Origin of the sequence: Krasilnikoviella flava, assembly GCF_900167525.1 — a bacterium.
Taxonomy (GTDB): Bacteria; Actinomycetota; Actinomycetes; order Actinomycetales; family Cellulomonadaceae; genus Isoptericola; species Isoptericola flavus.
The window spans coordinates 46,108-69,649 of sequence record NZ_FUZQ01000004.1 but is presented as its reverse complement, the minus strand read 5'-3'; the positions used below and the strand labels follow the sequence as shown (position 1 = coordinate 69,649).

Here is a 23,542-nt window from a genome sequence, read left to right as displayed (position 1 = left end):
CGTCGGCCGCCACGGCGGCGCTCAGCCGGACCGGCGGGCCCGCAGCGCGGCCTGCGCGTTGCGGTTGGTGCAGGCGGTGGAGCAGTACCGGCGCGAGCGGTTGCGCGACAGGTCCAGCACGAGCCCCTGACAGCCGGTGTCGGCGCACACGGCCAGGCGGGAGTGCTCGTCGTCGCGGATGACGTCGATCATCGCCATCGCGGTCTCGACGACGACCCGCGTGGCCAGCGGCGCGTCGTCGGAAGTCGCGTGCACGTGCCAGTCCTCGCCCGGGTGCCGCACGAGCCGCGGGCGGACCGGCACGCCGGCGAGCAGCTCGTTGACGAGGCCGGCCGCCTCGTCCCGTCCGGCGAGCAGCAGCGCCCGCAGTCGCGGCCGCAACGCGCGCACCTGGGCGAGCTCCCCGGCCGTGCCGTCGTGGCGGCCGGTGTACCCGTGCTCACGGAAGAAGTCGTCGAGGGCGGCGACCGTGCCGAGGGTCTCCGGCGGCTCGGCGGTGTTCACGAGGGCGACGGCCGCCCGGAGCTCGGCCGCGGTGTCATGAGCGAACGGCATGTTGACACATTACTCGAGGCGCCCGTAGCGTCATGAGCCATGGCAGAGATGACGCCTGACACCAGCGCGACGCCGCGCACCGGGCTCGGGGCGGGCCTCGCGCTCGCGGTCGTCTCCGCGGTGACGTTCAGCCTGTCCGGCCCGCTGGCCGCCGGGCTCTTCGCCACCGGGTGGAGCCCCGGCGCCGTCGTCCTGGTGCGGGTCGCGATCGGAGCCGTCGTCGTGCTGCCGTTCGGCGTCGTCGCCCTGCGCGGCGACTGGTCCCCTGTGCGCCGCAATCTGCGGCTCCTGCTCGCGTACGGCGCGCTCGGCGTGGCCGCCACGCAGTTCTGCTACTTCGCCGCCGTGCAGCACATGCAGGTGGGACCGGCGCTGCTCATCGAGTACTCCTCGCCGGCAGCCGTCGTCGCCTGGCTGTGGCTGCGGCACGGGCAGCGGCCCGGCCGCACGACGGTCGGCGGGATCGCGCTCGCCGCGGCGGGGCTCGTCCTCGTGCTCGACCTCGCCGGCGCCCGCCTCGACCCCGTCGGGGTGGCCTGGGCACTCGGCGCGATGGTCGGCGTCTCCGCGTACTTCCTCCTCAACGCCCGCACGGACACCGGGCTGCCGCCCCTGAGCCTCGCGGCGGGCGGGCTCGTCGTCGGCGCCGCCCTGCTCGGTCTGCTCGCCGCGGTCGGGGTCATGCCCGTGACGGGCTCGGCAGCGCCCGTCACGCTCGCGGGCGCCGTGGTGCCCGCGTGGGCGGTGCTCGCGGCACTGGGCGTCGTGACCGCCGGCATCGCGTACGTCACCGGCGTCGCGGCCGGGCGGCGGCTGGGGGCGCGCCCCGCGTCGTTCGTCGGCCTGCTCGAGGTGGTCAGCGCCGTGTTCTTCGCCTGGGTGTTCCTGGGCGAGCTCCCCCGCCCCGTCCAGCTGGTGGGTGGGCTGCTCGTGCTCGCGGGCGTCGTCGTCGTGCAGCAGGGCGAGGCCGCGACCCGGCGCACACCTCCGACGATCGAGCCGACCGTCGAACCGGCCGGAAAGCCGTAGGGCGCCAGGGCGACAGATGCGACGATCGGGGCATGTCCCGCGCCCTCGCCGCCGCCCCGTCCGACCCCGCCGTCGTGCCCGACCGCGTGTCGCTGCTCGCGGGCGACGACCACGTCACGCCGGTGTGGCGCAACGAGCTCGGGGGCCTCACGTTCCGCCTGGTGCCCCCCGGTCCCGCGACCGCGGTCGGGCTCGCCGACGGCGACCGGTACGTCAAGTGGGTGCCGGCGGGCACGCCGGAGCTCGATCTCGACGCGGAGGCGGAGCGCCTCGCCTGGGCCCGTGGCTACACGCCCGTGCCGCGGGTGCTCGACCGCGGCGAGGACGCCGACGGCGCCTGGCTGCTCACGGAGGGCATCGCCGGGCGCTCCGCCGTCGACCCGCGGTGGCTCGCCCGCCCCGAGACGGCGGTGCGGGCGATCGGTGCGGGGCTGCGCGCCCTGCACGACACGCTCCCGGTGGGCGACTGTCCCTTCTCGTGGAGCGTCGCCGACCGCGTCGCCCGCCTCTCCCCCGACGCCCGCGGCCGGGTCGGCGACGTGCCCGAGGTCGACCGGCTCGTCGTGTGCCACGGCGACCCCTGCGCCCCCAACACGCTGCTCGACGACGGCGGCCGCTGGACCGCGCACGTCGACCTCGACGCCCTGGGCGTCGCGGACCGGTGGGCCGACCTCGCGGTGGCGAGCTACAGCCTGGAGTGGAACTACGGCGACGGCTACGAGCCCGCCTTCTTCGACGCCTACGGCATCGCGCCCGACGAAGCGCGCATCGCCTTCTACCGCCACCTGTGGGACCTCGGCTGACCGCCGGGTCCGGTCCCGCGGGGCGCGGCCTGGGACAATGGCCGGACCATGACTTCCCCCACCTCCTTCGGTGCCGCCCCCGAGACCGCCCCCGCCCCCCGCCCGTCCGGCACGCTGCTGCCGTACCTGCCCGCCCCGACCGGCGGCGCGCCGGACCCTGACGTCCTCTTCGAGGGGTTCGGCGAGTGGGCCGCCGGCACGGGCCGGCCGCTGTACCCGCACCAGGAGGAGGCGCTGCTCGAGCTCATGACGGGCTCGCACGTGGTGCTGGCGACGCCCACCGGGTCGGGCAAGTCGATGGTGGCGATGGGCGCGCAGTTCGCGGCGCTCGCGAACCGCCGGTCGGGCCGCGGCGGCCGCACGTTCTACACCGCCCCGCTCAAGGCGCTCGTGAGCGAGAAGTTCTTCGACCTCGTCGCCGCGTTCGGGTCGCGCAACGTCGGCATGATGACCGGCGACTCCGCCGTCAACGCCGACGCCCCCATCATCTGCTGCACCGCGGAGATCCTCGCCAACCTCGCCCTGCGGCGCGGGGCCGACGAGGGCGGCGACGAGGACGACGCGATCGCCCAGGTCGTCATGGACGAGTTCCACTTCTACGGCGACCGGCAGCGCGGCTGGGCGTGGCAGGTGCCGCTGCTGGAGATGCCGCGCACGCAGTTCCTCTTGATGTCCGCCACCCTCGGCGACACGACCCGCCTGCGCGAGGAGCTCGAGGAGCGCACGGGCCGGCCCGTGGCGGAGGTCGCGGGCGCCGAGCGCCCGGTGCCGCTGACGTTCTCCTACGTCGTCGAACCCCTCACGGACGTCATCGCCGAGCTGGTCACCACGCACCGGGCCCCCGTGTACGTCGTGCACTTCACGCAGAAGGACGCCGTCGAGCGCGCCCAGGCGCTGCTGTCGACGAGCCTCGCCTCCAAGGACGAGAAGGCCGCCATCGCCGCCGAGATCGGCGCGTTCCGGTTCGGCACGGGCTTCGGCAAGACGCTGAGCAAGTTCCTGCGCGCAGGCATCGGCGTGCACCACGCCGGCATGCTGCCCAAGTACCGCCGGCTCGTGGAGCGACTCACCCAGCGCGGCCTGCTCAAGGTGGTCTGCGGCACCGACACCCTCGGCGTCGGGATCAACGTGCCCATCCGCACCGTCCTCATGACGTCGTTGGTGAAGTACGACGGCGAGCGCATGCGCCATCTCACGGCCCGCGAGTTCCACCAGATCTCCGGACGCGCCGGACGCGCCGGGTTCGACACCGTGGGCGAGGTGATCGTCATGGCGCCCGAGCACGTCATCGAGAACCGCAAGCTGCTCGCCAAGGCGGGCGACGACCCGAAGAAGCTCAAGAAGGTGGTGCGCAAGAAGGCCCCCGCCGGCACCGTGAACTGGACCGACTCCACCTTCGAGCGGCTGCGGGACGCCGACCCGGAGCCCCTGACCAGCCAGTTCCACGTCAACCACGCGATGGTGCTGAACGTGCTCGCGCGGGCCTCGTCGGTCGAGCCCGTCGAGGCCATGCGGCATCTGCTCACCGCCAACCACGACACCGAGGCGCAGCAGGCCAAGCACGTGCGCCAGACGTTCCGCATCTACCGCTCGCTGCGCGTCGCGGGGGTCGTGGAGAAGGTGCGGGTGCCCGACCCCTCGCGACCGTCCGGGTACCGTCCCAGCGTGCGGCTCGTCGTCGACCTGCCGCGGGACTTCGCGCTCAACGCCCCGCTGTCGCCGTTCGCCCTCGCCGCGATGGACCTGCTCGACGCCCCGGCCCCGCGAGACTCCTCGCTTCGCTCCGGGGACTCGCGGGGGCCCCGGGAGATCGTGAGCCCCACGCACGCCCTCGACGTCGTCTCCGTCATCGAGGCCACCCTCGACGACCCCCGCCAGATCCTGTACGCCCAGCAGAGCAAGGCCAAGGGCGAGGCGGTCGCGGCGATGAAGGCCGAGGGCATGGAGTACGAGGAGCGCATGGAGGCGCTCGAGGACGTCACGTGGCCGCGGCCGCTCGCCGACCTCCTCGAGCCCGCGTTCGTCACCTACAAGCGGTCGAACCCCTGGGTGGCCGACGCCGAGCTCGCGCCCAAGTCCGTGGTGCGCGACATGCTCGAGCAGGCCATGACGTTCGCCGAGCTGGTGAGCGTGTACGGGCTGGAGCGCACCGAGGGCGTGGTGCTGCGCTACCTCGCCGACGCCTACCGCGCGCTGCGCCAGGTGGTGCCCGAGGACCACCGCACCGAGGAGGTGCAGGAGGTCGTCGAGTGGCTCGGCGAGTTGGTGCGCGGCGTCGACTCCTCCCTGCTGGACGAGTGGGAGCGGCTGCAGAACCCGGTCGACGACGATGCAGACACGATCGTCGAGGGCGAGCTCGCGGAGGCCGGGGCGGAGGCGCCCGCCCGCCCGGTCACGGGCAACCCGCGGGCCTTCCGCCGGCTCGTGCGCAACGCGACGTTCCGCCGCGTCGAGCTCGCCGCCCGCGAGAGCTACGACGCGCTCGGTGCGCTGGACGGCGCGCACGGCTGGGACGGCGACGCCTGGGCCGCCGCGCTCGATCCCCTGTTCGAGGCGCAGGGCGACGACGCGGTCGGCATCGGCCCCGCCGCCCGCGCGGCCGGCCTGCTGTCGATCCTCGAGCCCGGCGCCGAGCTGCCCGGTGGTGCCACGACGACCACTCGTGACGGCGTCGAGGTCGCCGAGGTGCCCGCGGGCACGTGGTGGGTGCGTCAGGTGCTCGACGACGCGGACGGCGACCACGACTGGGCGATCACGGCCGTCGTCGACCTCGCCGCCAGCGACGAGGCCGGGGCCGTCGCGCTCACCGTCGTGGACGTGGGCCGGATCTGACGTGTCGGTGGCTGAGCCTGCCGAGACCCGGCGGGCTCAACCACCGAGATGGGCGATCCCCTGGGCGAGGGTCGCGGTGCCGCCGATGTAGGCGAGCACGATGAGCCCGCGCCGGACGGCGGCCGCGGGCACGCGCGGGGCCAGCAGGTCGCCGAGGACGAGGCCGACGACGACGGCACCCAGGACGACGGCCCACTGCCAGACGGCGAACGGCGGGAACGACGCGTCCGTGAGGGTCAGCTTGGTGATCAGCGCGGCGAGCGCGTTGGTGGCGAAGAAGGGCTGCGCGGTCGCGGCGAACGCCTTCGGGTCCCACCCGCTGAGCACGGAGTAGACCGCCACCGGCGGGCCGCCGATGCCCGCGGCCACGCTCCCGACGCCGCTCGCGATCCCGGTGACGAGCAGCGGCGTGCGCGCCTCCGCTCGCACGGGGTGGCGGCCGCCGCGCCGCAGCCGGGCGGTGACGACCGCGAGCGTCATCGCGGCGACGACGAGGGCGCCGACCGTGATCTCCAGCGCCGCCGTGCTCGCGTCGCGCAACAGCAGGGCGGCGGGAATCATCACCGCCACCGAGGTGGCGGCCAGCCAGGCGTACCGCCGCCAGTCCACGTCCCGCACGACGCGGCCCAGGATGAGCGCGGACGCGATCGCGCCGGCGAGGTTGACGAACAGCACGCCTTCCAGCGGGCCCGCGACGAGCACGATGAACGGGCCGGCGACGAGTCCGAAGCCCATCCCCGTGACGCGCTGGAGAGCCCCTCCCACCAGGATCGCGAGAACGAGGAGGAGGAGCACCGCACCACCCTACTCAGGCAGAATCGGCCCCGTGTCGAAGAAGAGGACGCACGCCTCGCACGGGACGCCCGCGGTGGTCGCGCTCGACCGGGCCGGGGTCGCCTACGGGCTGCACACGTACGGCCACGACCCGGCGTCGGAGCTGAGCTACGGCATGGAGGCCGCCGAGGCGCTGGGCGCCGACCCGGCGCAGGTCTTCAAGACGCTCCTGGCCGACGTCGACGGGTCGCTCGTGGTCGGCATCGTTCCCGTGGACGGCAGCCTCGACCTCAAGGCGCTGGCCCGCGCCGTCGGCGGCAAGCGGGCGGCGATGGCCGACCCGGCCGCGGCGCAGCGCGCCACCGGCTACGTCGTCGGCGGGATCTCCCCGATCGGGCAGAAGCAGCGGCACGCGACGGTGCTCGACGAGTCCGCCGCACGGTTCGACGTCGTCTACGTGTCGGGCGGGCGTCGCGGGCTCGACGTCTCGCTCGCCCCCGACGACCTGCTCCGCCTCACCGGCGGCCGGGCGGCGCCCATCGCGCGCGCCTGACGGCGCCCGGCCGGCGGGGCCGGTCAGTGCTGGTACGTCGGGTACCGGGCGTCGCTGGGCACGATGTCCTTGCCGAGCGGCAGCAGCGAGATCGGGATCATCTTGACGTTGGCGATCGCCAGCGGGATACCGATGATCGTGATCGCCTGGGCGATCGCCGTGGTGATGTGCCCGATGGTGAGCCCGATGCCGGCGAACACGATCCAGATGATGTTGCCGAGCACGGACCAGCCGCCGGCCTCCGCCTTGTCCACGACGGTGCGCCCGAACGGCCACAGCGCGTAGCCCGCGATCCGGAACGAGGCGATGCCCCACGGGATGGCGACGATCGTGATGCAGCACAGGATGCCCGCCGCGGCGTAGCCGAGCGCGAGCCAGAAGCCGCCGAAGACGAGCCAGATGATGTTGAGCAGGGCTTTCACCCGTCCATCCTCGCCTCACCGACCCGCGCGGCACCACCCGGGACAACCCTGAAACCGACCCTGGCCGGGCGGTTCGTAGACTGACGCCATGCCCACCGAGTGTCCCGGGATCCCCGCACGCCTGGCCGCCGTCCACGACCGCGTCGCCGACGCCGCCCGCGCGGCGGGGCGCGACCCGCGGGAGGTCCGCGTCCTGCTGGCCACCAAGACCCAGGACGCCGAGACCGTGCTCGCCGGCGTGCGGGCCGCCGTCGACCTCGCCGCCGCGGCGGGCGACGTCCGGCCGGTGCTGGTGGGCGAGAACCGGGTCCAGGAGCTCGTCGCGAAGGCGCCCGCCCTGGCGGACCTCGTCGGTGCCGGGAAGGTCGAGGCGCACCTCATCGGCCACCTGCAGAAGAACAAGGTCAACCAGGTGCTCGCTGCCGCCACCGCGGTCGACTCCGTGGACTCCCTCGCCCTGGCGACCGCCCTGTCCACCCGCTGCCAGCGCGACGGTCGCGCGCTCGACGTCCTGGTGCAGGTCAACGTCTCGGGCGAGGCGAGCAAGTCCGGCGTCGCGCCGGACGAGGCCGGCGCGCTCGCCGTCGACGTCGCCGCCCTGCCCGGCCTGCGCCTGGCGGGGTTCATGACGATCGGCGCGCGCTCCGACGACGAGGCGCTCGTGCGTGCCGGCTTCGCCCGGCTGCGCGCCGTGCGCGACGCCGTCCTCGCGAGCGGCGCGCCCGGGACCCGCGACGCCCGCGAGCTCTCCATGGGCATGACCGGCGACCTCGAGCTCGCCGTCGCCGAGGGGGCCACTGTCGTCCGCGTCGGCACCGCCGTCTTCGGGGCGCGCCCCACCCCCGCGAGGTAGTTCAAACCTTCGCGAGGTAGTGCGAGTCCTGACCAGATTGTTCGAATAGTCCGAACTACCTCGGCGCGGGTCGGACTACCTCGCGGAGATTCGGACTACCTCGGCGGGGCGGCGCCCAGCCGGGCGAGGGCTCCGCGGACGCCGTCGGGGCCGTCCAGCGCGGCGCGGGCGGGCGCGGCGTCGACCCCGGCGAGCAGCATGACCAGCGCGACCTGCACCTCCCCGCCCGCGTCGGCGAGGACGGGCGCGCACACCTCCGGCGCGAGCCCCGTCGCCTGGCCGAGCAGCCGCACGAGGCGGGCGCGCAGCTTCGCGTTGGTGGCGCGGACGTCGACCATGAGGTTCGAGTACGTCTTGCCGAGCCGGATCATGGTGGCCGTCGAGAGCGTGTTGAGCACGATCTTCTGCGCGCTGGCGGCCTTCATGCGGGTCGAGCCGGTGACCGCCTCGGGGCCGGTGTCGAGCAGGATCGCGACGTCCACCCGGTCGGCGAGCGGCGCGGCCGGGTTGGCGCTGACCAGCGCGGTGCGCGCCCCGCGCTCGCGGGCCACGTCCAGCGCACCCGCGACGTACGGCGTGCGACCGCTCGCCGCCAGCCCGACGACGAGGTCGTGCGGGCCCACGTCGTCGAGGTCGCGACGCCCGGCCTCGGCGTCGTCCTCGGCCCCCTCGACGGAGAGGGTCATCGCGTCGGGCCCGCCGGCGAGGTGCGCGTCGAACCACTCGGACCCGACGCCGTAGGTGGGCAGCAGCTCGACCGCGTCCAGCACACCCAGCCGGCCCGACGTGCCCGCACCGGCGTAGTGCACCCGCCCGCCCGCGCGGATCGCCTCGACGGCGAGCTCCACCGCCTGGGTCACGCGGAAGCGCTCGGCGCGCACGACGCTTGCGACGCCGGCGTCCTCGTCGAGGATCAGGCGCACCACCTCGGCCGCCGGGAGCAGGTCGATGTCGGTGGTGCGGGGGTTGCGCTCCTCCGTCGGCGAGACGAGGCGCGCGACGGCGAGCACGTCGTCCGTGCTTCCGCCGGGGTCGGGGACGGTCGCTCCGCTCATCGGATGCTTCCTCTCGGAGTCGTCAGGTGGTTCGGAGTCGTCAGGTGGCTCGGGGCCGCCAGGTCGCGTGGTGCCGTGCGCGGGCTCGGCGCCGTGGTCAGCACGAGGCGCCGCACGGGGCCGCGGACGGCGGCCAGGGGCAGAGGCGTGGGCGGGGTGAGGGACCCCAGCACCACGGGGCGTCGGGCCCCGGTGGCCTGCCGTCGGTGCGGGCCCGCCGCGGTGCCAGGGACCCCGTGCACGCCGAGGAAGCCGAGCAGCGCGAAGAGGTACGCCTCCTTGCCGTCCGCGGGCAGCCCCAGCTCGTCGGCGGTGACGAGGGCGGTCGTGGCCGGGAGCAGCGCGCGCAACCGGTCGCGCAGCACGGGGTTGCGGGCACCGCCGCCGGAGATCACCACCCGCTCGACGCCGCCGGGGGGCGCGTGGTCGGCGATCGACCGCGCCACCGTGGCCGCGGTGAGCTCGACGAGCGTGGCGACCAGGTCCGGGGTGCTCAGGCGGTCGGCCCGCACCCCCGCGGCGGCGAGGCGCTCCCCGACGTACTCGCCGTCGTAGAGCTCTCGGCCGGTGGAGCGCGGCACGGGCAGGGCGTAGTACGGGTCGTCGAGCAGCGCGTCCAGGGCCTCGCGGTCGACGACGCCCTGGGCGGCGAGCTCCCCGTCGCGGTCGAACGGCTCACCGGTGAGGCGCTGCACGGCGGCGTCCAGCAGGCAGTTGCCGGGGCCGGTGTCCCAGCCCAGCACGGGCTCGTCGCGCGAGCCGACGATCGTCACGTTCGCGATGCCGCCCACGTTGAGCGCCGCGGTGCTCGCCGCGCCGGCCGGGCCGTCGTGCCCGAGCCACAGCGCGTCCAGCACGCTCACGAGCGGCGCGCCCTGGCCGCCGGCGGCGACGTCGGCGACCCGGAAGTCGTTCACCACCGGGCGCCGCGACCGTTCCGCGATCCAGGCCGGGTTTCCGAGCTGCAGCGTGCCGCGCGCGCGGCCGGCCACCACCCAGTGGTGCAGGGTCTGCCCGTGCGACGCGACGAGGTCCGCGTCGCCGCCCGCGAGGTCGTCGACGGCGCTGCGGGCGGCCGCGCCGAACTCCTGCCCGACGAGCGTGTCGAGCTGGCACACCTCGCCCAGGTCCACCGCGGCGGGCGGCAGGGCGGCGAGGATCCGGCGGCGCAGGTGGTCGGGCCAGGCGTACTCGGCGTGGCCCAGCGGGCGCAGGTACAGGGTGCCGTCCGGGCGCAGGTCAAGGTCGGCGGCGGCCGCGTCGATCGCGTCGACGCTGGTGCCGGACGAGATGCCGATGACGATCATCGCCACACCTCCGTGTCGTGACCCGTGCCGACACGACCGGTGCCGACGTGACCGGCGAGGAGCGCGACGGCCGCCTCCGCGTTCGCCCGGCCCGTGCCGCAGGCGAGCACCGTGGTCGGCAGGCCGCCCGGGAGCGCGGCGAGCCAGCGCTCCCCCGCGTCCGGGACGCCCGTGTGCACGACGACCAGGTCCGGCCGCGCCGACTGCAGCTCGGCCAGCCGGGCGTGCTCCGCGCCGCCGGGGGCCGGCTCGCGCGTCACGACGACGAGCGGGCGCACGGCCCCGTCGGCCCCGCCCGCGAGCCCGCGCAGCAGCGCGGCGAAGGCCGCATCGTCGAGCACGGGGTGCTCTCGCCCGGGATGCAGCACGGCCCCCGCCCAGCGGTCGGCGACGGCACGCTGCACGTGCTGCGCGGTGCGCCCGGCGGCGTGGTCGAGCCGCAGCCGCAGGTCGACGACGTCGGGCGCACCCGCGAGCACGGGGGCTGGGCCGACGACGCGCACCGCCCGGCGGGCGACCTCGGCGCCCACGGCCGCGAGCGCCTCCCGCGCATGCTCGGCCGGGACGGCACCCGTGGTCGCGCCCACGGCCGAGCGCCGGTCGTGCAGCCGGCGGACCAGGGCGTCCGTACGCCGCCGGGACGCGGCGAGCCGGTCCAGGTCCACCCGCCCGGTGCCGACGGCGGCCACGAGGGCGTCGACGGCGGACCGGAACAGCGACTCGTCGTCGCGGCCCGTGGTCGTGCCCAGGCACAACAGGTCCGCGCCGCCCTCGACGGCGCGCACCGCGGCCTCGCCGACGTCCGCGCCGTCGGAGACGGCCCGCATGTCGAGCGCGTCGGTGACGATCGGGCCGGCGTGGCCGAGCTGCCGGGCGAGCGTCTCGACCGCCGGCTCGAGGGATGCCGGCGCGGGGCCGAGGGCGGGCACGACGACGTGCGCCGTCATCAGTGCGTCGGCCGCGGGCCCGCCGTCCGACCCGGTCTCGCCGGACCGGGCGTCGCCGGACCGGGCGTCGCCGGACCGGGCGTCCCCGGCGAAAGCGGCCGCGAACGGCACGAGGTCGCGCCCGCGCAGGGCCTCGAGGTCGGCGTCGACGACGGGCAGCGCGAGGTGCGAGTCGACCGTGGTGGACCCGTGCCCCGGGAAGTGCTTGGCGCACGTGCCGACGCCGCCGCGCTGCAGACCGCGGGCGAACGCGACGCCGTGCCGGGCGACGGCGTCGGGGTCGGGGCCGAAGGCGCGGACGCCGATCACCGGGTTGCCCGGCGAGTCGACGTCGAGCACCGGCGCCAGGTCGAGGTCCACGCCGGCGGCGGCGAGCAGCCGCCCCAGCGCCTCGCCGGCGGCACCGGTGAGGCGCTCGTCGTCCACCGCCCCGAGCGCGGCCGCGCCGGGCAGCGACGAACCTGCCGCGGCCTCGAGCCGGGAGACGTCCCCGCCCTCCTCGTCGGTCGCGACGAGGAGGGCCGGCGCGGCGGCGTGCAGGTGCGCCGTGAGGGCGGCCGTCGTCGCCAGGTCCGGCGTGTTGTGCGCGAAGAGGACCACCCCGCCCAGCCCGGACCGCGCGGCGTCGAGGAGCCAGCCGGGAGGCGTGGTGCCCGTGAAGCCGGGCAGCAGCACCCCGAGCACCGCCCGCCGGACGGCGTCGGCGTCGGCGTCCGTGTCGATGCCGTTGCCGGTGACCGGGTCGGTGGCGGTCATCCCTTCACCGCCCCGGAGGTCAGGCCGGAGGCGAGGCGCCGCTGCACGAGGATGAAGAAGACCATCACCGGCACCGTGATGACGGTCGACGCCGCCATGATCGCGCCCCAGTCGTTGGAGTGCTGCCCGAAGAACGACCGCAGGCCGATGGCCACCGTGTAGTTCTGGGTCTCGCCCCCGAGCAGGGTCATCGCGAAGACGAACTCGTTCCAGGCGGTGATGAAGCCGAAGATGCTCGTGGCCACCAGGCCCGGCGCGACCAGCGGCAGCAGGATCGACCGGAACATCCGGCCCCAGGTGGCGCCGTCGAGGTACGCGGCCTCCTCGAGCTCCACGGGCACGGCGGCCACGAAGCCGCGCAGCATCCAGATGCCGAACGGCAGCGCGAGCGCCACGTACACCACGATCAGACCGGTCAGGGTGCCGAGCAGCTCCAGGTTGCGCACCTGCACGAACAGCGGAATCACGAGCGCCTCGAGCGGCACCATCTGCACGACGAGCACCAGCATGAGCACCTGCGTGCGGAGCTTGAAGCGGAACCGCGCGACCGCCACGGACGCCAGCAGCGCGAGCAGCGACGAGATGAGCACGGTCGTGAGGGCCACGAGCAGGGAGTTGCGCAGGAAGACGTCGAACCCGCCGTCGGTGAGCACGAACTCGAAGTGCTCGAGCGTCGGCTCGGCGGGCACGAAGGACGAACCGCGCCCCGCGTTGCCGTCGAGCGCGCTGACGAGCATCCAGTACGCGGGGAAGAGGGTGAAGAGCAGGAGCAGCGCGACGGCCACCCCCTTGCCGACGCGGACACCGGCGGAGGGACGGCGGGAGCCGCGTCGGCGGGCCGCCGTGCCGCCAGCCGTCGACGTCCGGACGGGTCGTCGGTCGGTGCCGGTCGCGGTGCTCACAGCTCCTCCTCCTTCAGGATGGTGCGCACGTACACGACGGTGATGCCGAGCAGCAGCAGGGTGAGCAGCACCGCGATGGCGGAGCCGAAGCCGTACCGGTTCTGCCCGAAGGACTCCGTGTACGACCACACGCCGAGGTTGAGCACGTCGCGGTTGCTGCCGGCGCCGCCGGGCATGAGGTAGACCTGCGCGAAGATCTTGAAGTCCCAGATGGTCGACAGGATGATCACGACGGCGAAGATCTGCTTCAGCTGGGGCACGATCACCGCGAAGAACCGCCGCCAGGCGCCGGCGCCGTCGATCTCCGCCGCCTCCAGCAGCTCCTTCGGCACGCCGAGCAGGCCGGCGAGCACGGTGATGGCCACGAACGGGAAGCCGTGGTGCACCACGTTGAGCAGCACGATGGCGTAGAACGACCAGCGGTCGGTGAACCAGTTGACGGGGGCGTCCTGCAGCCCCAGCGCCTGCAGCACATGGTTGAACACGCCGCGGTCGGCGTCGAAGATCCAGACCCACACGTAGGTGCCGGTGACGGCGGGCATCGCCCAGGCCGCCATGATCGCGCTGGACACGATCGTGCGCCAGACGCGTCCGAGGGAGGCGAGCAGCACGGCCACCGCGGTGCCGAACACCACCGTGCACGCCACGGACAGCACCGCGAACACCACCGTGTTCGGCAGCACCACGGCCCACAGCTGCTCGGAGGTGAAGATCTCGACGAAGTTGGCGAAGCCGATCCAGTTCCGCTCGCCCGAGACGATCTCCTTCAGGCCGTAGTCCTGCAGGGAGAACAGCGCGACCCGCACCAGCGGCCACAGGAGCAGCACGGCCAGCACGAGCAGCGCGGGCGTCAGCAGCATCCACGGCCGCACCCGCGCGAGGACGGACTTACCGAACGGGCGACGCCCGCCGGGCCCGGGCGACTGCCCGGGCCCGGCGGGGGCCGCGACGGGGAGGGTGCTCGTCATCCGTCAGCTGCCACCGTTGAGCAGCGACGTCATCTCCTCGGCCGCCTTCGTGCTCGCGGTCGGGACGTCCTCGCTCCCGGACAGGATCGACTGCATCATCGTGCTGGTCGTCAGCTTGGCCTGCACGGCGCCGAACTCGGGCGAGACCGGCACGGACGCGCCGCCCTCGACGAACTGCTTCGCGAACGGGGCCACGAGCGGGTCGGTGCTCTTCAGCGTCTCGTCCAGCAGCGACTTCTGGCCCGGGAAGTACCCGGCCTGCTCGCCCCACTTCGTGGCGAAGTCGCCGGTCGTCATCATCTCGATGAACGCGAACGCGAGGTCCTGGTCCTCGGCCGTGGAGAACATGCTCAGGTGCGAGCCGCCCAGGACCGACGGCGACATCCCGCCGTCCTTGCCCGGGATCGGCACGGCCGCGAACTTGCCCTCCATGTCCTTGTTCGCCTCGACGATGGCGCCCGGCGTCCAGGAGCCCATGACCGCCATGCCGACGTCGCCCTGGGCGAAGGCGTCGAGCACGTCCGTCTCGCGCCACGTCGTGGCGCCGGCCGACGAGTAGCCGTCCTTCGCCAGGCCGGTCCAGAAGCTCAGGCCCTCCTGCGCCTCGGGGCTGTCGAGGCCCGAGGTCCACGTGTCGCCGTCCTGCGTCGCGACGTCGCCGCCGGCGCCCCACACCCACGGGTACACCGTGAACTCGGCGTCGCCCGGCACCGCGATCGCGGTCTTGTCCGGGAACTCGGCCTTGATGGCCTCGGCCGCCGACTCGATCTCCGCCCAGGTCGTGGGCGGCTCGACGCCGGCCTTCTCGAAGATCTCCGTGTTGTACACGAGCGAGCGGACGCCCGCGTACCAGGGCATGCCGTACAGCTGCTCGTCGTACGTGCCCGCCTCGACGAGCCCGTCCACCAGGTCGTCGCCCAGGCCCGCCTCGGCGACGAAGTCGTCCAGCGGCGCGAGCGCGCCGGCGTCGGCGAGCTCCGGGGTCCAGGTGGTGCCCGTCTCCGCCACGTCGGGCGTGGCGTTGCCCGCGATCGAGGTGACGAACCTGTCGTGCGCGTCGGCCCACTCGACGAACTCGACGTTGAGGTCGGCGCCCGTCTCCTCCTTGAACGCCGTGGAGACCTCGTCGAAGAAGGTGTCGGCGCTGGGGTTGGTGCCCTGCATGATCCAGACGTCCAGGGTCTTGCCCTCGCCGTCGACCGTGCCGTCGCCCCCGTCCGAGCCGTCGGAGCCGCTGCCGCAGGCGGCGACGCCGAGCGCCACCAGCGCCGCGGTGGCCACGGCCCCCACGTTCTTCCGGGTCCACATGTCTCGACGCATCGTCGTCCTCCCCCGGCGGCCCGCTGGGCCGCCCTCCGTGGTGCGCGGCGCCGCCGTTCTCGCGGTCGTGCGCCGTCCTCGCGGTCATGTCCTGCCGACGCCCTCGTCGTCCGGCGTGACGTCGTCGTCTCGCTGTCCTGCTGATCGCTGTGGTGATCGCTGCGTGCGGCGGCACCCCGGTCCTGAAAGGAAGTTCCGGGGCGTCGCTTCGTGGGGAAGATTACTGACCGAGCACGGATGACGAAAGCCACCGCCCCGATTCGTGACAGGACGGTGACCTCGACGGCGCGTCACGGTCGGCGCGCGGGGGGACGACGCGGGGGTCAGGGCACCCGGTTGATCCAGGTCGGGTTGCCGAACTTGGTCCGCACCAGCTCGTCGGCGCGCGCCAGCTCCTCGGGCCGCAGCTCCGAGTCGGCGGTGCGGTGGTGCGACCTGAAGTGCGCCTCGAACGCGTCGATGATCTCGTCGCGCGACATGCCGGTCTGCGACCGCAGCGGGTCCACCCGCTTGTTGGCACTGGTGGTGCCCTTGTCCGAGAGCTTCTCGCGGCCGATGCGCAGCACCTCGAGCATCTTCGCGCTGTCGATGTCGTACGCCATCGTCATGTGGTGCAGCACGGCCCCGCCGGCCAGCCGCTTCTGCGCGGAGCCGGCGAGCTTGCCCGCCGGCGAGGCGACGTCGTTCATGCCGGAGAAATAGGCCTCGACGCCGACGTCCTGCAGGGCACCCAGCACCCACGAGTCGAGGAACGCGTAGGACTGCTCGAACGACAGGCCGTCCACGAGCGAGGCCGGCACCACCAGCGAGAACGTCACGCAGTTGCCGGCCTCCATGAACATGGCCCCACCGCCGGAGATGCGCCGCACGACCGTCACGTCGTGCTCGCGCACGCCCACCGGGTCCACCTCGTTGCGCAGCGACTGGAACGACCCGATGAACACCGCGCGCTCGTTCCAGTCCCAGAACCGCAGCGTGGGGCCGCGCCGGCCCGCGGCGAGCTCCTCGGTGAGCACCTGGTCCAGGGCGGCGAGCGTCGCCGGGGGCAGCGGGCCGGGCCGCAGCACCTCGAACGTGTGGTCGTCCCACGTCGTGGCCAGGCCCAGCGCGCGACGCACCGCGACCGCGACCGCCCACGCGTCGAAGCCGACCATCGTCACGCCGCCCGTCACGCGGCCGTCCTCCTCGGCGACGCGCAGCCCCTCGTCGACGGCGCGGGCGAGCTCGCTCGTGGACGTCTCGCGCGGCAGGCCGACGAGCGCGTCGTCGATGACCTCGAGGGCGTCGTCGGGCTCCAGGAAGAAGTCGCCGCTGAGCCGGACGTCGGCGAGCAGCCCGTCGCGCACGTCGAGGTCGACCGTCACGAGCTTGCCACCGGGAACCTTGTACTCACCATGCACGTCTCCACGGTAGCCGTGCCGCGCCCGGAGGCGGAGGCGGCGTCGGTCACACCGGCCGCGCCCCGAGCGGGCGAGATTCTTTTTGTGAGGTGTCCAGCCTGAGAAAATCACTGCCACACTGGTTCCCGTGACCGGCCCCGACGCCCCGACCGCCGCTCCCGAGCACGTCGTCGCCGTGGACGTCGGCGGCTCCGGCGCCCGGCTGGTCGCCGTGCCGCGCCACCGCCCGCCCGCTGCCGACCCCGACGGAGCGCCGGGGCCCGCGGGCGCGATGACCCTCTCGGGCCGCCCCGTGCGCATCACGACCGCCGGGAGCGACGCGGCCGACGTGGTGGCCGAGCTCGTCGACACGCTCACCCGTCAGCGTCCCGGCCTGCGCCTCGCCGCCGCCGCCGTGTCGGTCACCGGCCTCCCGTCGCTCGTCCCGGAGCCCGGCGCCCTGCACGACGTGCTGCACGACGCGGGCGCAGGGGCGACCGCCGTCGCCGCCGACGCGCTCGCCGCCCACCTCGGCGCCCTCGGCGGACGGCCGGGCGCGGTCGCCGCCGTCGGCACGGGCGCGATCGTGCTCGCCACCGACCTGCGGCGGCGCTGGCATCGCGCGGACGGGTGGGGCCACCTGCTCGGCGACCTCGGCTCCGGCTCCTGGATCGGCGCGCACGGGCTGCGGGCGGCGATCGCCACGCACGACGGGCGACCCGGCCCCGCCTCGCCCACCCTGCTCGCCGCCGCGCTGGAGCGCTTCGGCCCCGTCGACGGCTGGCCCGCCGCGCTCTACGGGCGCCCCGACCGCGCGCACGTCCTCGCCTCGTTCACTCCCGCCGTCGCCGACGCCGCCCGCGCGGGCGACCTCGTCGCGACGCGCCTCCTGCACGACGCCGGCACCCACCTCGCGGAGAGCATCGCCGCCGCGCTGCGCCCCGGGATCCCGCCGCTCGCGGCCGTGACGGGCGGCGTGCTGCAGATCGGCGCGCCCGTGACCACGCCGCTCGAGGCACGCCTGTCCGCCCTGCGCCCCGACGTGCGGCTCGTGCCGGCGGACGGGAGCCCCCTCGACGGCGCCCTGCGGCTCGCCCGCTCCCTCCTCGACGAACGCCCCGGGGACGGCGCTCTCGTCGAGCCCCACGACACCTGGCTGACGGTCCGCCGGACCGCAGGCCCCGCCGGCACGATCCCGGCCAGCACCGCCCCCTCGACCGCCGGCGCCCCCGCCGGGAAGGAGACCCGCGCATGAACGGTGACGTCCTCGTCCGGCTCCGCCAGACACTGCCCACGCTCCGCCCCGCCGAGGCGCGCATCGCCGCCGTCGTCCTCGACGACCCGCCCGGCGTCGTCGGCGCCACCATCACCGAGCTCGCCGCCCGCGCCGGGACCTCGCAGGCGACGGTCGTGCGGTTCTGCCGGGCCGTCGGCTACGCCGGGTACCCCGAGTTCCGCATCGACCTCGCGCAGGCCACGAGCCGCCGCGCCGTCGAGCTCGAGCGCTCCGGCATCGCCGAGGGCGAGATCAACCGGACCGACACCGCCACCGACGTCGTGTCCAAGATCGCGTTCCACGAGGCCCGGACGATCGAGGAGACGGCGCGCATGCTCGACCTCGACGCGCTCGAGCGCGCCGTCGACGCCGTGGCGGCCGCCCCGCGCGTCGACGTCTACGGCGCCGGGTCGAGCGGCCTCACGGCACAGGACCTCGGCCAGAAGCTCACCCGCATCGGCATCGCGTGCTTCGCCCCCGTGGACCTGCACGGCCAGCTCCAGTCCGCGGCGCTGCTCGGCGAGGGCTGCGTCGCCGTGGCCGTGTCGCACACCGGCACCACGGTGGAGACCGTGCAGGCGCTCACGCTCGCGCGCGACGCGGGCGCCACCACCGTGGCCGTGACGAACTTCCCGGCCTCGCCGCTCGCCGAGCTCGCCGACGTCGTCCTCGCGACGACGGCGCGCGAGACGCAGTTCCGCTCCGGCGCGATGTCGAGCCGCATCGCCCAGCTCGCCGTCGTCGACTTCCTCTTCGTCCGCGTGGCGCAGCGCCGCTACGACCGGACCACCGCCGCCCTCAAGGCGACGTACGAGGCCGTCCGGCCCCACCGGCTCACGAGCGGCCGGAACCCACGGTAGGTCAGCGCGGCTCGACGCCCGCGTGCACCAGGCCGTACACGTACGCGTCGATGAGCGACTCCCAGGCCGCCTCGATGACGTTGGGTCCCACGCCCACGGTGGACCACGAGTGCTGCCCGTCCGTCGTCTCCACCAGCACGCGGGTGGTGGCGTCCGTGCCCTGCTGGGCGTCGAGGATGCGCACCTTGAAGTCGATGAGCTCGAACTTCTCCATCTGCGGGTACACGCGGGTCAGCGCGCTGCGCAGCGCCTGGTCGAGGGCGTTCACCGGGCCGTTGCCCTCCCCTGTCGCGACGACGCGCTCGCCGCCGGCGTGCAGCTTCACCGTCGCCTCCGCGACCGCGTCGGCGTCCCGGCTCGCGGCATCGTGGCCGGCCGTGCCGGCGGTCGTCTCGACGATGGTCCGCCAGCTCTCCACCCGGAAGTACGTCTGCCGCGTGCCGGTGAGCTCCTCGCGCAGCAGCAGCTCGAAGGACGCGTCGGCGGCGTCGAACGTGTAGCCCTGCGCCTCGGCGTCCTTGACGCGCGTCATGACGCGGGTGAGCAGCTCGCCCTGTCCGCTGAGGTCGTATCCCAGCTCGCGACCCTTGAGCTCGATGGATGCGCGGCCCGCCATGTCCGACACCAGCATGCGCATGTCGTTGCCCACGGCCGTCGGGTCGATGTGCTGATACAGGTCCGGGTCCACCTTGATGGCGCTGGCATGCAGCCCCGCCTTGTGCGCGAACGCGCTGGCCCCGACGTACGGCTGGCGCGCGTACGGGGAGATGTTGGTGATCTCGGCGACGGCGTGTGCGATGCGCGTCGCCTCCGCGAGGCCCTCGCCGGCCAGGGTGCGCAGGCCGTGCTTGAGCTCGAGGTTCGCGACGACGGTCACCAGGTCCACGTTGCCGGTGCGCTCGCCGTAGCCGTTCACGGTGCCCTGCACGTGCCACGCGCCGGACGCGACGGCGGCCAGGGTGTTCCCCACGGCGCAGCCCGAGTCGTTGTGCGCGTGCACGCCCAGGAGGTGGTCGCCCGCGGCGGCGTCGCGTCCGTGCGGCACGCCCAGCGCGCCGCGCACCTCGGTGACGACGTCGGTCACCCAGTGCGGCAGCATCCCCCCGTTCGTGTCGCACAGCACGACGACCTCCGCGCCCGCGGTGAACGCCGCCTCGGCCGCGGCCCGGGAGTACGCCGGGTCGAACCGGTAGCCGTCGAAGAAGTGCTCGGCGTCCACCACGACCCGGCGCCCCTCGCCCACGAGGAACGCCACGGTGTCGGAGATCATCGCCAGCCCCTCGTCGGGGGTGGTGCGCAGCGCGCGTTCCACGTGCCGCACGTCCGACTTGGCCACCAGGGTGACGACCGGTGCCTCGGAGTCGAGCAGCGCGCGCACCTGCGGGTCATCCCAGGCGCGCGTGCCCGCCTTGCGGGTGGCCCCGAACGCCGCGAGCACCGCGTTCCGCAGGGAGAGCTCCTTGGCGGCCCGCCGGAAGAACTCCGTGTCCTTGGGGACGGCCCCCGGCCAGCCTCCCTCGATGAAGCCGACACCCAGCTCGTCCAGCAGCGGCGCGATCGCCAGCTTGTCCGCCACCGAGAGGTTCATGCCCTCCTGCTGCGCGCCGTCGCGCAGGGTGGTGTCGTACACGTGGAACGGGGTGGCGGTCATGCGGGACTCCCCACGTCGAGAAGCTCTGGGCGTTCTGGTCAACAAAAAAGACCCCCCGGGGTACGGAAGGTCTGCGCGTCCGGCGGGTGTGCCGGACGCGCTACCGAATGATGAGCGAGCGACGCTGATGGGCGAGGCGTGTCATGGGCCACATGGTGCCACACCCTCGCGGCGGACGGACAGGCCGTCCACGCCGTGGCCCCGCACGTCCCGCGTCGGGCGGCCGTGCGACCGAGCCCGGGGTGTGGTCGGCTGGCACCGTCACCGAGGTCAGGAGGCAGCACCGATGACCGACCCGCGACCGACCGGGCCCACCTGGCCCACCGAGCCCGCCGGACCACCGCCCGGTATCTCGCCCGGCATCTCGCCCGGAGCCGGCCACGTCACGCACCCCGTGCCGACGGCGGAGCCCGTCGACGCCTGGGACGCACCACCACCCACGTCACGCGGGCTGCTCGCCCTGGACCGCCGCCGCTACTGGTCCGGGGCCGCCGTCACCGTGGTGGTGTGCGCCGTCCTCGGCCTCGCGGCATCGGTGGTCTTCGACAGCGCGTTCGACGTGGGCCTGCTCGGCCCGTCCCGGCTGGTGCCCGGCGCGCCCGCGCTGGCGTGGGCGCTGACCGGGGCCGTGTTCGCCCTGCTCGCGGCCGTGGTCCTCCAGCTGCTCGTGCGCGTGGTGCCGCGGCCACGGATGTTCTTCGGCTGGTTGGTCGCGCTGGTCACCGTGATCCTCGCCGCCCTCGCGTTCACGGGCACCGGCGACGCCGCCTCGGCGGTGGTGACCGCCCTGGTCTGGGTCGTGGTCGGGGTGGCGGTCTCCGCGATGCTCAACGGTGTGCTCGGCCGGACTCTCGTGCGGCCGGCTCGGCCGACCAGGTGATCTCGCGCTCGGGGGCGTCCGCCGCGGCGAGGTCGAGCAGGGCGCCCGCCTCCGCCTCCAGCGCGTCGCGGTGGTGCGCCCAGGCGTCACCGGTGAAGGGCTCGAGGTGCACGGTGGCGCGGCGCGCGTCGACGTCCAGGGACCACGTCCCGGCGACCCGGCCGTCCACCCAGAGGGTGGGGAGCACGTCGGCGTTGCGCCGGTAGACGCGGCCGACGTGCTCGGCGTCGACGATCCGCGACCGCTCGTCGAGCGCCACGAGCAGCTGGTCCCAGCGCGGCAGGAGCCGCACCGGCGCGGGCGTGTCCCCGGGCACCACAGCCGCGTCGGCCAGGTCGAGCAGCTCGCGGCCGTCGGGCGCGACGTACGCCCGCAGCTCCAGGAGCGCGAGCGCGCGCTTCATCGACCCGACGCCCCGGACGCCGATCCCCCGCGCGACGTCGCGCACCGATGCCGGCCCGAACGCGCGCAGGTACATCTCGACGACCCGGGCGCGGGCCTCGTCCGGAGGCACCACGGGCAGCGGGTGCGACACCCGGTCGGCCAGCCAGCGCGACCCGTCCTGGTAGCGCGCCGCGACGTGGGAGCCCCACAGGCCGCTCGGCGGCACGTGCACGAGGCCGCCACCCGCGCTCGCGAGGCGCCACCAGGCGCGGCTCACGCCGCCCGGGATCGCCGCCACGGCGTCGACGCCGGGGTACTGGTCGGCGGCGAAGGCCTCCACCTCGTCGAGGGTGCGGGGCTCGGCGCAGAACGCGCGCACGGCGGCGTTGAGCCCGGTCAGGTCGACCCCCGCCCGCCGGGCGCTCGCACGCCAGGCCGCCAACCGCTGCTCCGCGGAGACGGCGTCGAGCAGCGGCCAGTCCGCGCTCGGCACGACGTGCAGCGTGGACCTCATGACGGTCGCCTTCACGACGTCGCCGTCGGTGAGGGCGTCCTCGAGCGCACCGATCGTCTGCCCGGCCCGCCGCGCCCAGAGTGCGACGTAGGGCATGTCGGCGTGCTGGGCCTGCAGGCCGCCCACCCGCCCGACGACGGCGGGGACGTCGTCGTCGGAGCGGGCGAGCAGCTGCTGGCGCGCGAGCGTGGTGCGGTTGACCTCGTCGGCCGTGATCGGGGTCGCCATGCGGGGAGCCTCCGTCCGTGGTCGTGGCCGAGCCCGCCCGAGCTGCGTGCCGCGACGACCGCGGCGCGGCTCAGGCGAGCCGGCGCATCCAGCCGTGCCGGTCCGCGGCCCGACCGTACTGGATGTCGGTGAGCTCCTCGCGGATCGCCATCGTGAGCTCCCCCGGTTCCCCGCCCGAGACCTGCAGGTCGAACTCGTCGCCCGCGAGCCGGCCGACCGGGGTGATGACCGCCGCCGTGCCGCAGGCGAAGATCTCGCGCACCGTGCCGTCCTGGAGGCCGGCGACGACCTCGGCGAGCGGGAGACGACGCTCGACGGCCTGGTGACCGCGGTCCGCGGCGAGCTGCAGGATGGACGAGCGGGTGACGCCCTCGAGGAACGAGCCGGTGAGCTCCGGGGTGTGCACCGAGCCGTCCGCCATGACGACGAAGACGTTCATCCCGCCGAGCTCCTCGAGCGACGTGTTCGTCGTCGCGTCGAGGTAGCAGACCTGGTCGAAGCCCTTCTCGGCGGCGAGCTGCTGCGGCAGCAGGCTCGCCGCGTAGTTGCCGCCGTACTTCGCGTCGCCCGTGCCCCCCGGCCCGGAGCGGTGGTAGTGCTCGTCGATCCAGATCGACACCGGCTTCACGCCGCCGGCGAAGTACGGGCCGACGGGAGAGGCGATGACGAGGTACTCGGCCTCGGCGGTGGGACGTACCCCGAGGAACGCCTCCGACGCGAAGGTGAAGGGCCGCAGGTAGAGGCTGAAGTCCTCGCCGGACGGCACCCAGTCGATGTCGGCGCGCACGAGCGCCGCGATGGAGCCGATGAAGTCGTCGACCGACAGCGCGGGCAGCGCCAGTCGGTGCGCCGAGCGCGCGAACCGGGCCGCGTTGGCGTCCGGACGGAACGTCCAGACCGAGCCGTCCGCGTGCCGGTACGCCTTCATCCCCTCGAAGATCTCCTGCGCGTAGTGCAGGACGGCGGTCGCGGGGTCGAGCTGCAGCGGGCCGTACTTCTCGATGCGGCGGTCGAGCCAGCCGTCGCCCTGGCGCCAGCTGATGCGGGCCATGTGGTCCGTGAACACGGTGCCGAACTTCGGCGCCTGCAGCGCGGCCTCGCGCTCGGCGTCCGGGGTGGGGCTGTCCGTGGCACGGACGTCGAAGAGGGTGACGAGATCCTCGAGCTCGGCCGGGAGGATGCCCGACCCGTCGGCGCTCGCGGCGGAGGAGGTGGTGCTGGAAGTGGTCATGATCGGGGGCCTTTCACCGGGTGACCCCTGTAGTTTTCCACGACCGCGCAGCGCGTGGGCACC

The 23,542-nt window shown here is 74.5% G+C and carries 21 protein-coding genes; 8 read left to right on the top strand and 13 right to left on the bottom strand.

The window, feature by feature from the left end; genetic code table 11:
* Positions 1 to 21 precede the first annotated feature (21 nt).
* On the bottom strand, positions 22 to 555 hold the full coding sequence (locus B5Y66_RS11225) for a CGNR zinc finger domain-containing protein (protein ID WP_079574599.1): 534 nt from the start codon (positions 553 to 555) through the stop codon (positions 22 to 24).
* 39 nt (positions 556 to 594) lie between these two features.
* Between B5Y66_RS11225 and B5Y66_RS11220 the strand changes: the two genes are divergently transcribed.
* Genes B5Y66_RS11220 through B5Y66_RS11210 form a run of 3 tightly spaced genes read left to right on the top strand, consistent with a single transcriptional unit; the run spans position 595 to position 5,219 of the window.
* On the top strand, positions 595 to 1,584 hold the full coding sequence (locus B5Y66_RS11220; protein WP_079574598.1) for an EamA family transporter: 990 nt from the start codon (positions 595 to 597) through the stop codon (positions 1,582 to 1,584).
* A 32-nt stretch (positions 1,585 to 1,616) separates the two neighbouring features.
* Positions 1,617 to 2,387: an aminoglycoside 3'-phosphotransferase gene (locus tag B5Y66_RS11215; protein WP_079574597.1), complete on the top strand. Its 771-nt coding sequence runs from the start codon at positions 1,617 to 1,619 to the stop codon at positions 2,385 to 2,387.
* A 48-nt stretch (positions 2,388 to 2,435) separates the two neighbouring features.
* Entirely contained in the window at positions 2,436 to 5,219 is a 2,784-nt protein-coding gene (locus tag B5Y66_RS11210; RefSeq protein WP_079574596.1) for a DEAD/DEAH box helicase, read from the top strand.
* 36 nt (positions 5,220 to 5,255) lie between these two features.
* Here the strand turns inward: B5Y66_RS11210 and B5Y66_RS11205 are convergent, their stop codons facing one another.
* On the bottom strand, positions 5,256 to 6,014 hold the full coding sequence (locus B5Y66_RS11205) for a sulfite exporter TauE/SafE family protein (protein ID WP_079574595.1): 759 nt from the start codon (positions 6,012 to 6,014) through the stop codon (positions 5,256 to 5,258).
* Between the two features lie 31 nt (positions 6,015 to 6,045).
* On the opposite strand from B5Y66_RS11205, the gene ybaK reads away from it, so the two are divergent.
* Positions 6,046 to 6,546 carry a Cys-tRNA(Pro) deacylase gene (gene ybaK, locus B5Y66_RS11200; RefSeq protein WP_245807067.1) on the top strand — a complete coding sequence of 167 codons (501 nt, stop codon included), beginning with the start codon at positions 6,046 to 6,048 and terminating at the stop codon, positions 6,544 to 6,546.
* A 23-nt stretch (positions 6,547 to 6,569) separates the two neighbouring features.
* Here the strand turns inward: ybaK and B5Y66_RS11195 are convergent, their stop codons facing one another.
* The gene (locus B5Y66_RS11195; RefSeq protein ID WP_079574594.1) at positions 6,570 to 6,968 is read right to left on the bottom strand and encodes a YccF domain-containing protein; all 399 of its coding nucleotides are present in this window, start codon (positions 6,966 to 6,968) and stop codon (positions 6,570 to 6,572) included.
* 88 nt (positions 6,969 to 7,056) lie between these two features.
* Between B5Y66_RS11195 and B5Y66_RS11190 the strand changes: the two genes are divergently transcribed.
* Positions 7,057 to 7,821, top strand: a complete 765-nt coding sequence (locus tag B5Y66_RS11190) for a YggS family pyridoxal phosphate-dependent enzyme (RefSeq protein WP_079574593.1) — start codon at positions 7,057 to 7,059, stop codon at positions 7,819 to 7,821.
* A gap of 95 nt (positions 7,822 to 7,916) precedes the next feature.
* Here the strand turns inward: B5Y66_RS11190 and murQ are convergent, their stop codons facing one another.
* The 7 genes from murQ to B5Y66_RS11155 form a co-directional block, all read right to left on the bottom strand.
* Positions 7,917 to 8,876 (bottom strand): N-acetylmuramic acid 6-phosphate etherase, encoded by a 960-nt coding sequence (gene murQ, locus B5Y66_RS11185; protein ID WP_079574592.1) that lies wholly within the window; start codon positions 8,874 to 8,876, stop codon positions 7,917 to 7,919.
* Entirely contained in the window at positions 8,873 to 10,183 is a 1,311-nt protein-coding gene (locus B5Y66_RS11180; protein ID WP_079574993.1) for an anhydro-N-acetylmuramic acid kinase, read from the bottom strand. Before B5Y66_RS11180 ends, murQ begins: the two co-directional genes overlap by 4 nt.
* Entirely contained in the window at positions 10,180 to 11,886 is a 1,707-nt protein-coding gene (locus tag B5Y66_RS11175) for a glycoside hydrolase family 3 N-terminal domain-containing protein (protein ID WP_079574591.1), read from the bottom strand. Before B5Y66_RS11175 ends, B5Y66_RS11180 begins: the two co-directional genes overlap by 4 nt.
* Complete coding sequence (locus B5Y66_RS11170; RefSeq protein ID WP_245807101.1) at positions 11,883 to 12,671, bottom strand: carbohydrate ABC transporter permease; 789 nt, start codon at positions 12,669 to 12,671, stop codon at positions 11,883 to 11,885. Before B5Y66_RS11170 ends, B5Y66_RS11175 begins: the two co-directional genes overlap by 4 nt.
* A gap of 113 nt (positions 12,672 to 12,784) precedes the next feature.
* Positions 12,785 to 13,756, bottom strand: a complete 972-nt coding sequence (locus B5Y66_RS11165; protein WP_079574589.1) for a carbohydrate ABC transporter permease — start codon at positions 13,754 to 13,756, stop codon at positions 12,785 to 12,787.
* 3 nt (positions 13,757 to 13,759) lie between these two features.
* On the bottom strand, positions 13,760 to 15,076 hold the full coding sequence (locus tag B5Y66_RS11160; RefSeq protein WP_245807066.1) for a sugar ABC transporter substrate-binding protein: 1,317 nt from the start codon (positions 15,074 to 15,076) through the stop codon (positions 13,760 to 13,762).
* Between the two features lie 323 nt (positions 15,077 to 15,399).
* Positions 15,400 to 16,476 carry a lipoyl protein ligase domain-containing protein gene (locus B5Y66_RS11155; protein WP_079574587.1) on the bottom strand — a complete coding sequence of 359 codons (1,077 nt, stop codon included), beginning with the start codon at positions 16,474 to 16,476 and terminating at the stop codon, positions 15,400 to 15,402.
* Positions 16,477 to 16,603: 127 nt separating this feature from the next.
* Between B5Y66_RS11155 and B5Y66_RS11150 the strand changes: the two genes are divergently transcribed.
* Both B5Y66_RS11150 and B5Y66_RS11145 read left to right on the top strand, forming a co-directional pair.
* The gene (locus tag B5Y66_RS11150; protein WP_079574586.1) at positions 16,604 to 17,710 is read left to right on the top strand and encodes an N-acetylglucosamine kinase; all 1,107 of its coding nucleotides are present in this window, start codon (positions 16,604 to 16,606) and stop codon (positions 17,708 to 17,710) included.
* Entirely contained in the window at positions 17,707 to 18,591 is an 885-nt protein-coding gene (locus B5Y66_RS11145; protein ID WP_079574585.1) for a MurR/RpiR family transcriptional regulator, read from the top strand. Before B5Y66_RS11150 ends, B5Y66_RS11145 begins: the two co-directional genes overlap by 4 nt.
* 1 nt (position 18,592) lies before the next feature.
* On the opposite strand, the gene cimA is transcribed toward B5Y66_RS11145, so the two are convergent.
* Complete coding sequence (gene cimA, locus B5Y66_RS11140) at positions 18,593 to 20,242, bottom strand: citramalate synthase (RefSeq protein ID WP_079574584.1); 1,650 nt, start codon at positions 20,240 to 20,242, stop codon at positions 18,593 to 18,595.
* A 286-nt stretch (positions 20,243 to 20,528) separates the two neighbouring features.
* On the opposite strand from cimA, the gene B5Y66_RS11135 reads away from it, so the two are divergent.
* Positions 20,529 to 21,122 (top strand): DUF6069 family protein, encoded by a 594-nt coding sequence (locus B5Y66_RS11135; RefSeq protein WP_079574583.1) that lies wholly within the window; start codon positions 20,529 to 20,531, stop codon positions 21,120 to 21,122.
* Here the strand turns inward: B5Y66_RS11135 and B5Y66_RS11130 are convergent.
* Positions 21,070 to 22,248 carry a winged helix DNA-binding domain-containing protein gene (locus B5Y66_RS11130; protein WP_079574582.1) on the bottom strand — a complete coding sequence of 393 codons (1,179 nt, stop codon included), beginning with the start codon at positions 22,246 to 22,248 and terminating at the stop codon, positions 21,070 to 21,072. The genes B5Y66_RS11135 and B5Y66_RS11130 overlap by 53 nt on opposite strands.
* Before the next feature lie 70 nt (positions 22,249 to 22,318).
* On the bottom strand, positions 22,319 to 23,479 hold the full coding sequence (locus tag B5Y66_RS11125) for a branched-chain amino acid aminotransferase (protein WP_079574581.1): 1,161 nt from the start codon (positions 23,477 to 23,479) through the stop codon (positions 22,319 to 22,321).
* Positions 23,480 to 23,542 lie beyond the last annotated feature (63 nt).

Coding starts and splice junctions, on each gene's coding strand:
- B5Y66_RS11225 (WP_079574599.1), bottom strand. CDS start 555: ATGCCGTTCGCTCATGACACCGCGGCCGAGCTCCGGGCGGCCGTCGCC.
- B5Y66_RS11220 (WP_079574598.1), top strand. CDS start 595: ATGGCAGAGATGACGCCTGACACCAGCGCGACGCCGCGCACCGGGCTC.
- B5Y66_RS11215 (WP_079574597.1), top strand. CDS start 1,617: ATGTCCCGCGCCCTCGCCGCCGCCCCGTCCGACCCCGCCGTCGTGCCC.
- B5Y66_RS11210 (WP_079574596.1), top strand. CDS start 2,436: ATGACTTCCCCCACCTCCTTCGGTGCCGCCCCCGAGACCGCCCCCGCC.
- B5Y66_RS11190 (WP_079574593.1), top strand. CDS start 7,057: ATGCCCACCGAGTGTCCCGGGATCCCCGCACGCCTGGCCGCCGTCCAC.
- murQ (WP_079574592.1), bottom strand. CDS start 8,876: ATGAGCGGAGCGACCGTCCCCGACCCCGGCGGAAGCACGGACGACGTG.
- B5Y66_RS11180 (WP_079574993.1), bottom strand. CDS start 10,183: ATGATCGTCATCGGCATCTCGTCCGGCACCAGCGTCGACGCGATCGAC.
- B5Y66_RS11175 (WP_079574591.1), bottom strand. CDS start 11,886: ATGACCGCCACCGACCCGGTCACCGGCAACGGCATCGACACGGACGCC.
- B5Y66_RS11165 (WP_079574589.1), bottom strand. CDS start 13,756: ATGACGAGCACCCTCCCCGTCGCGGCCCCCGCCGGGCCCGGGCAGTCG.
- B5Y66_RS11160 (WP_245807066.1), bottom strand. CDS start 15,076: ATGCGTCGAGACATGTGGACCCGGAAGAACGTGGGGGCCGTGGCCACC.
- B5Y66_RS11145 (WP_079574585.1), top strand. CDS start 17,707: ATGAACGGTGACGTCCTCGTCCGGCTCCGCCAGACACTGCCCACGCTC.
- cimA (WP_079574584.1), bottom strand. CDS start 20,242: ATGACCGCCACCCCGTTCCACGTGTACGACACCACCCTGCGCGACGGC.
- B5Y66_RS11135 (WP_079574583.1), top strand. CDS start 20,529: ATGACCGACCCGCGACCGACCGGGCCCACCTGGCCCACCGAGCCCGCC.
- B5Y66_RS11130 (WP_079574582.1), bottom strand. CDS start 22,248: ATGGCGACCCCGATCACGGCCGACGAGGTCAACCGCACCACGCTCGCG.
- B5Y66_RS11125 (WP_079574581.1), bottom strand. CDS start 23,479: ATGACCACTTCCAGCACCACCTCCTCCGCCGCGAGCGCCGACGGGTCG.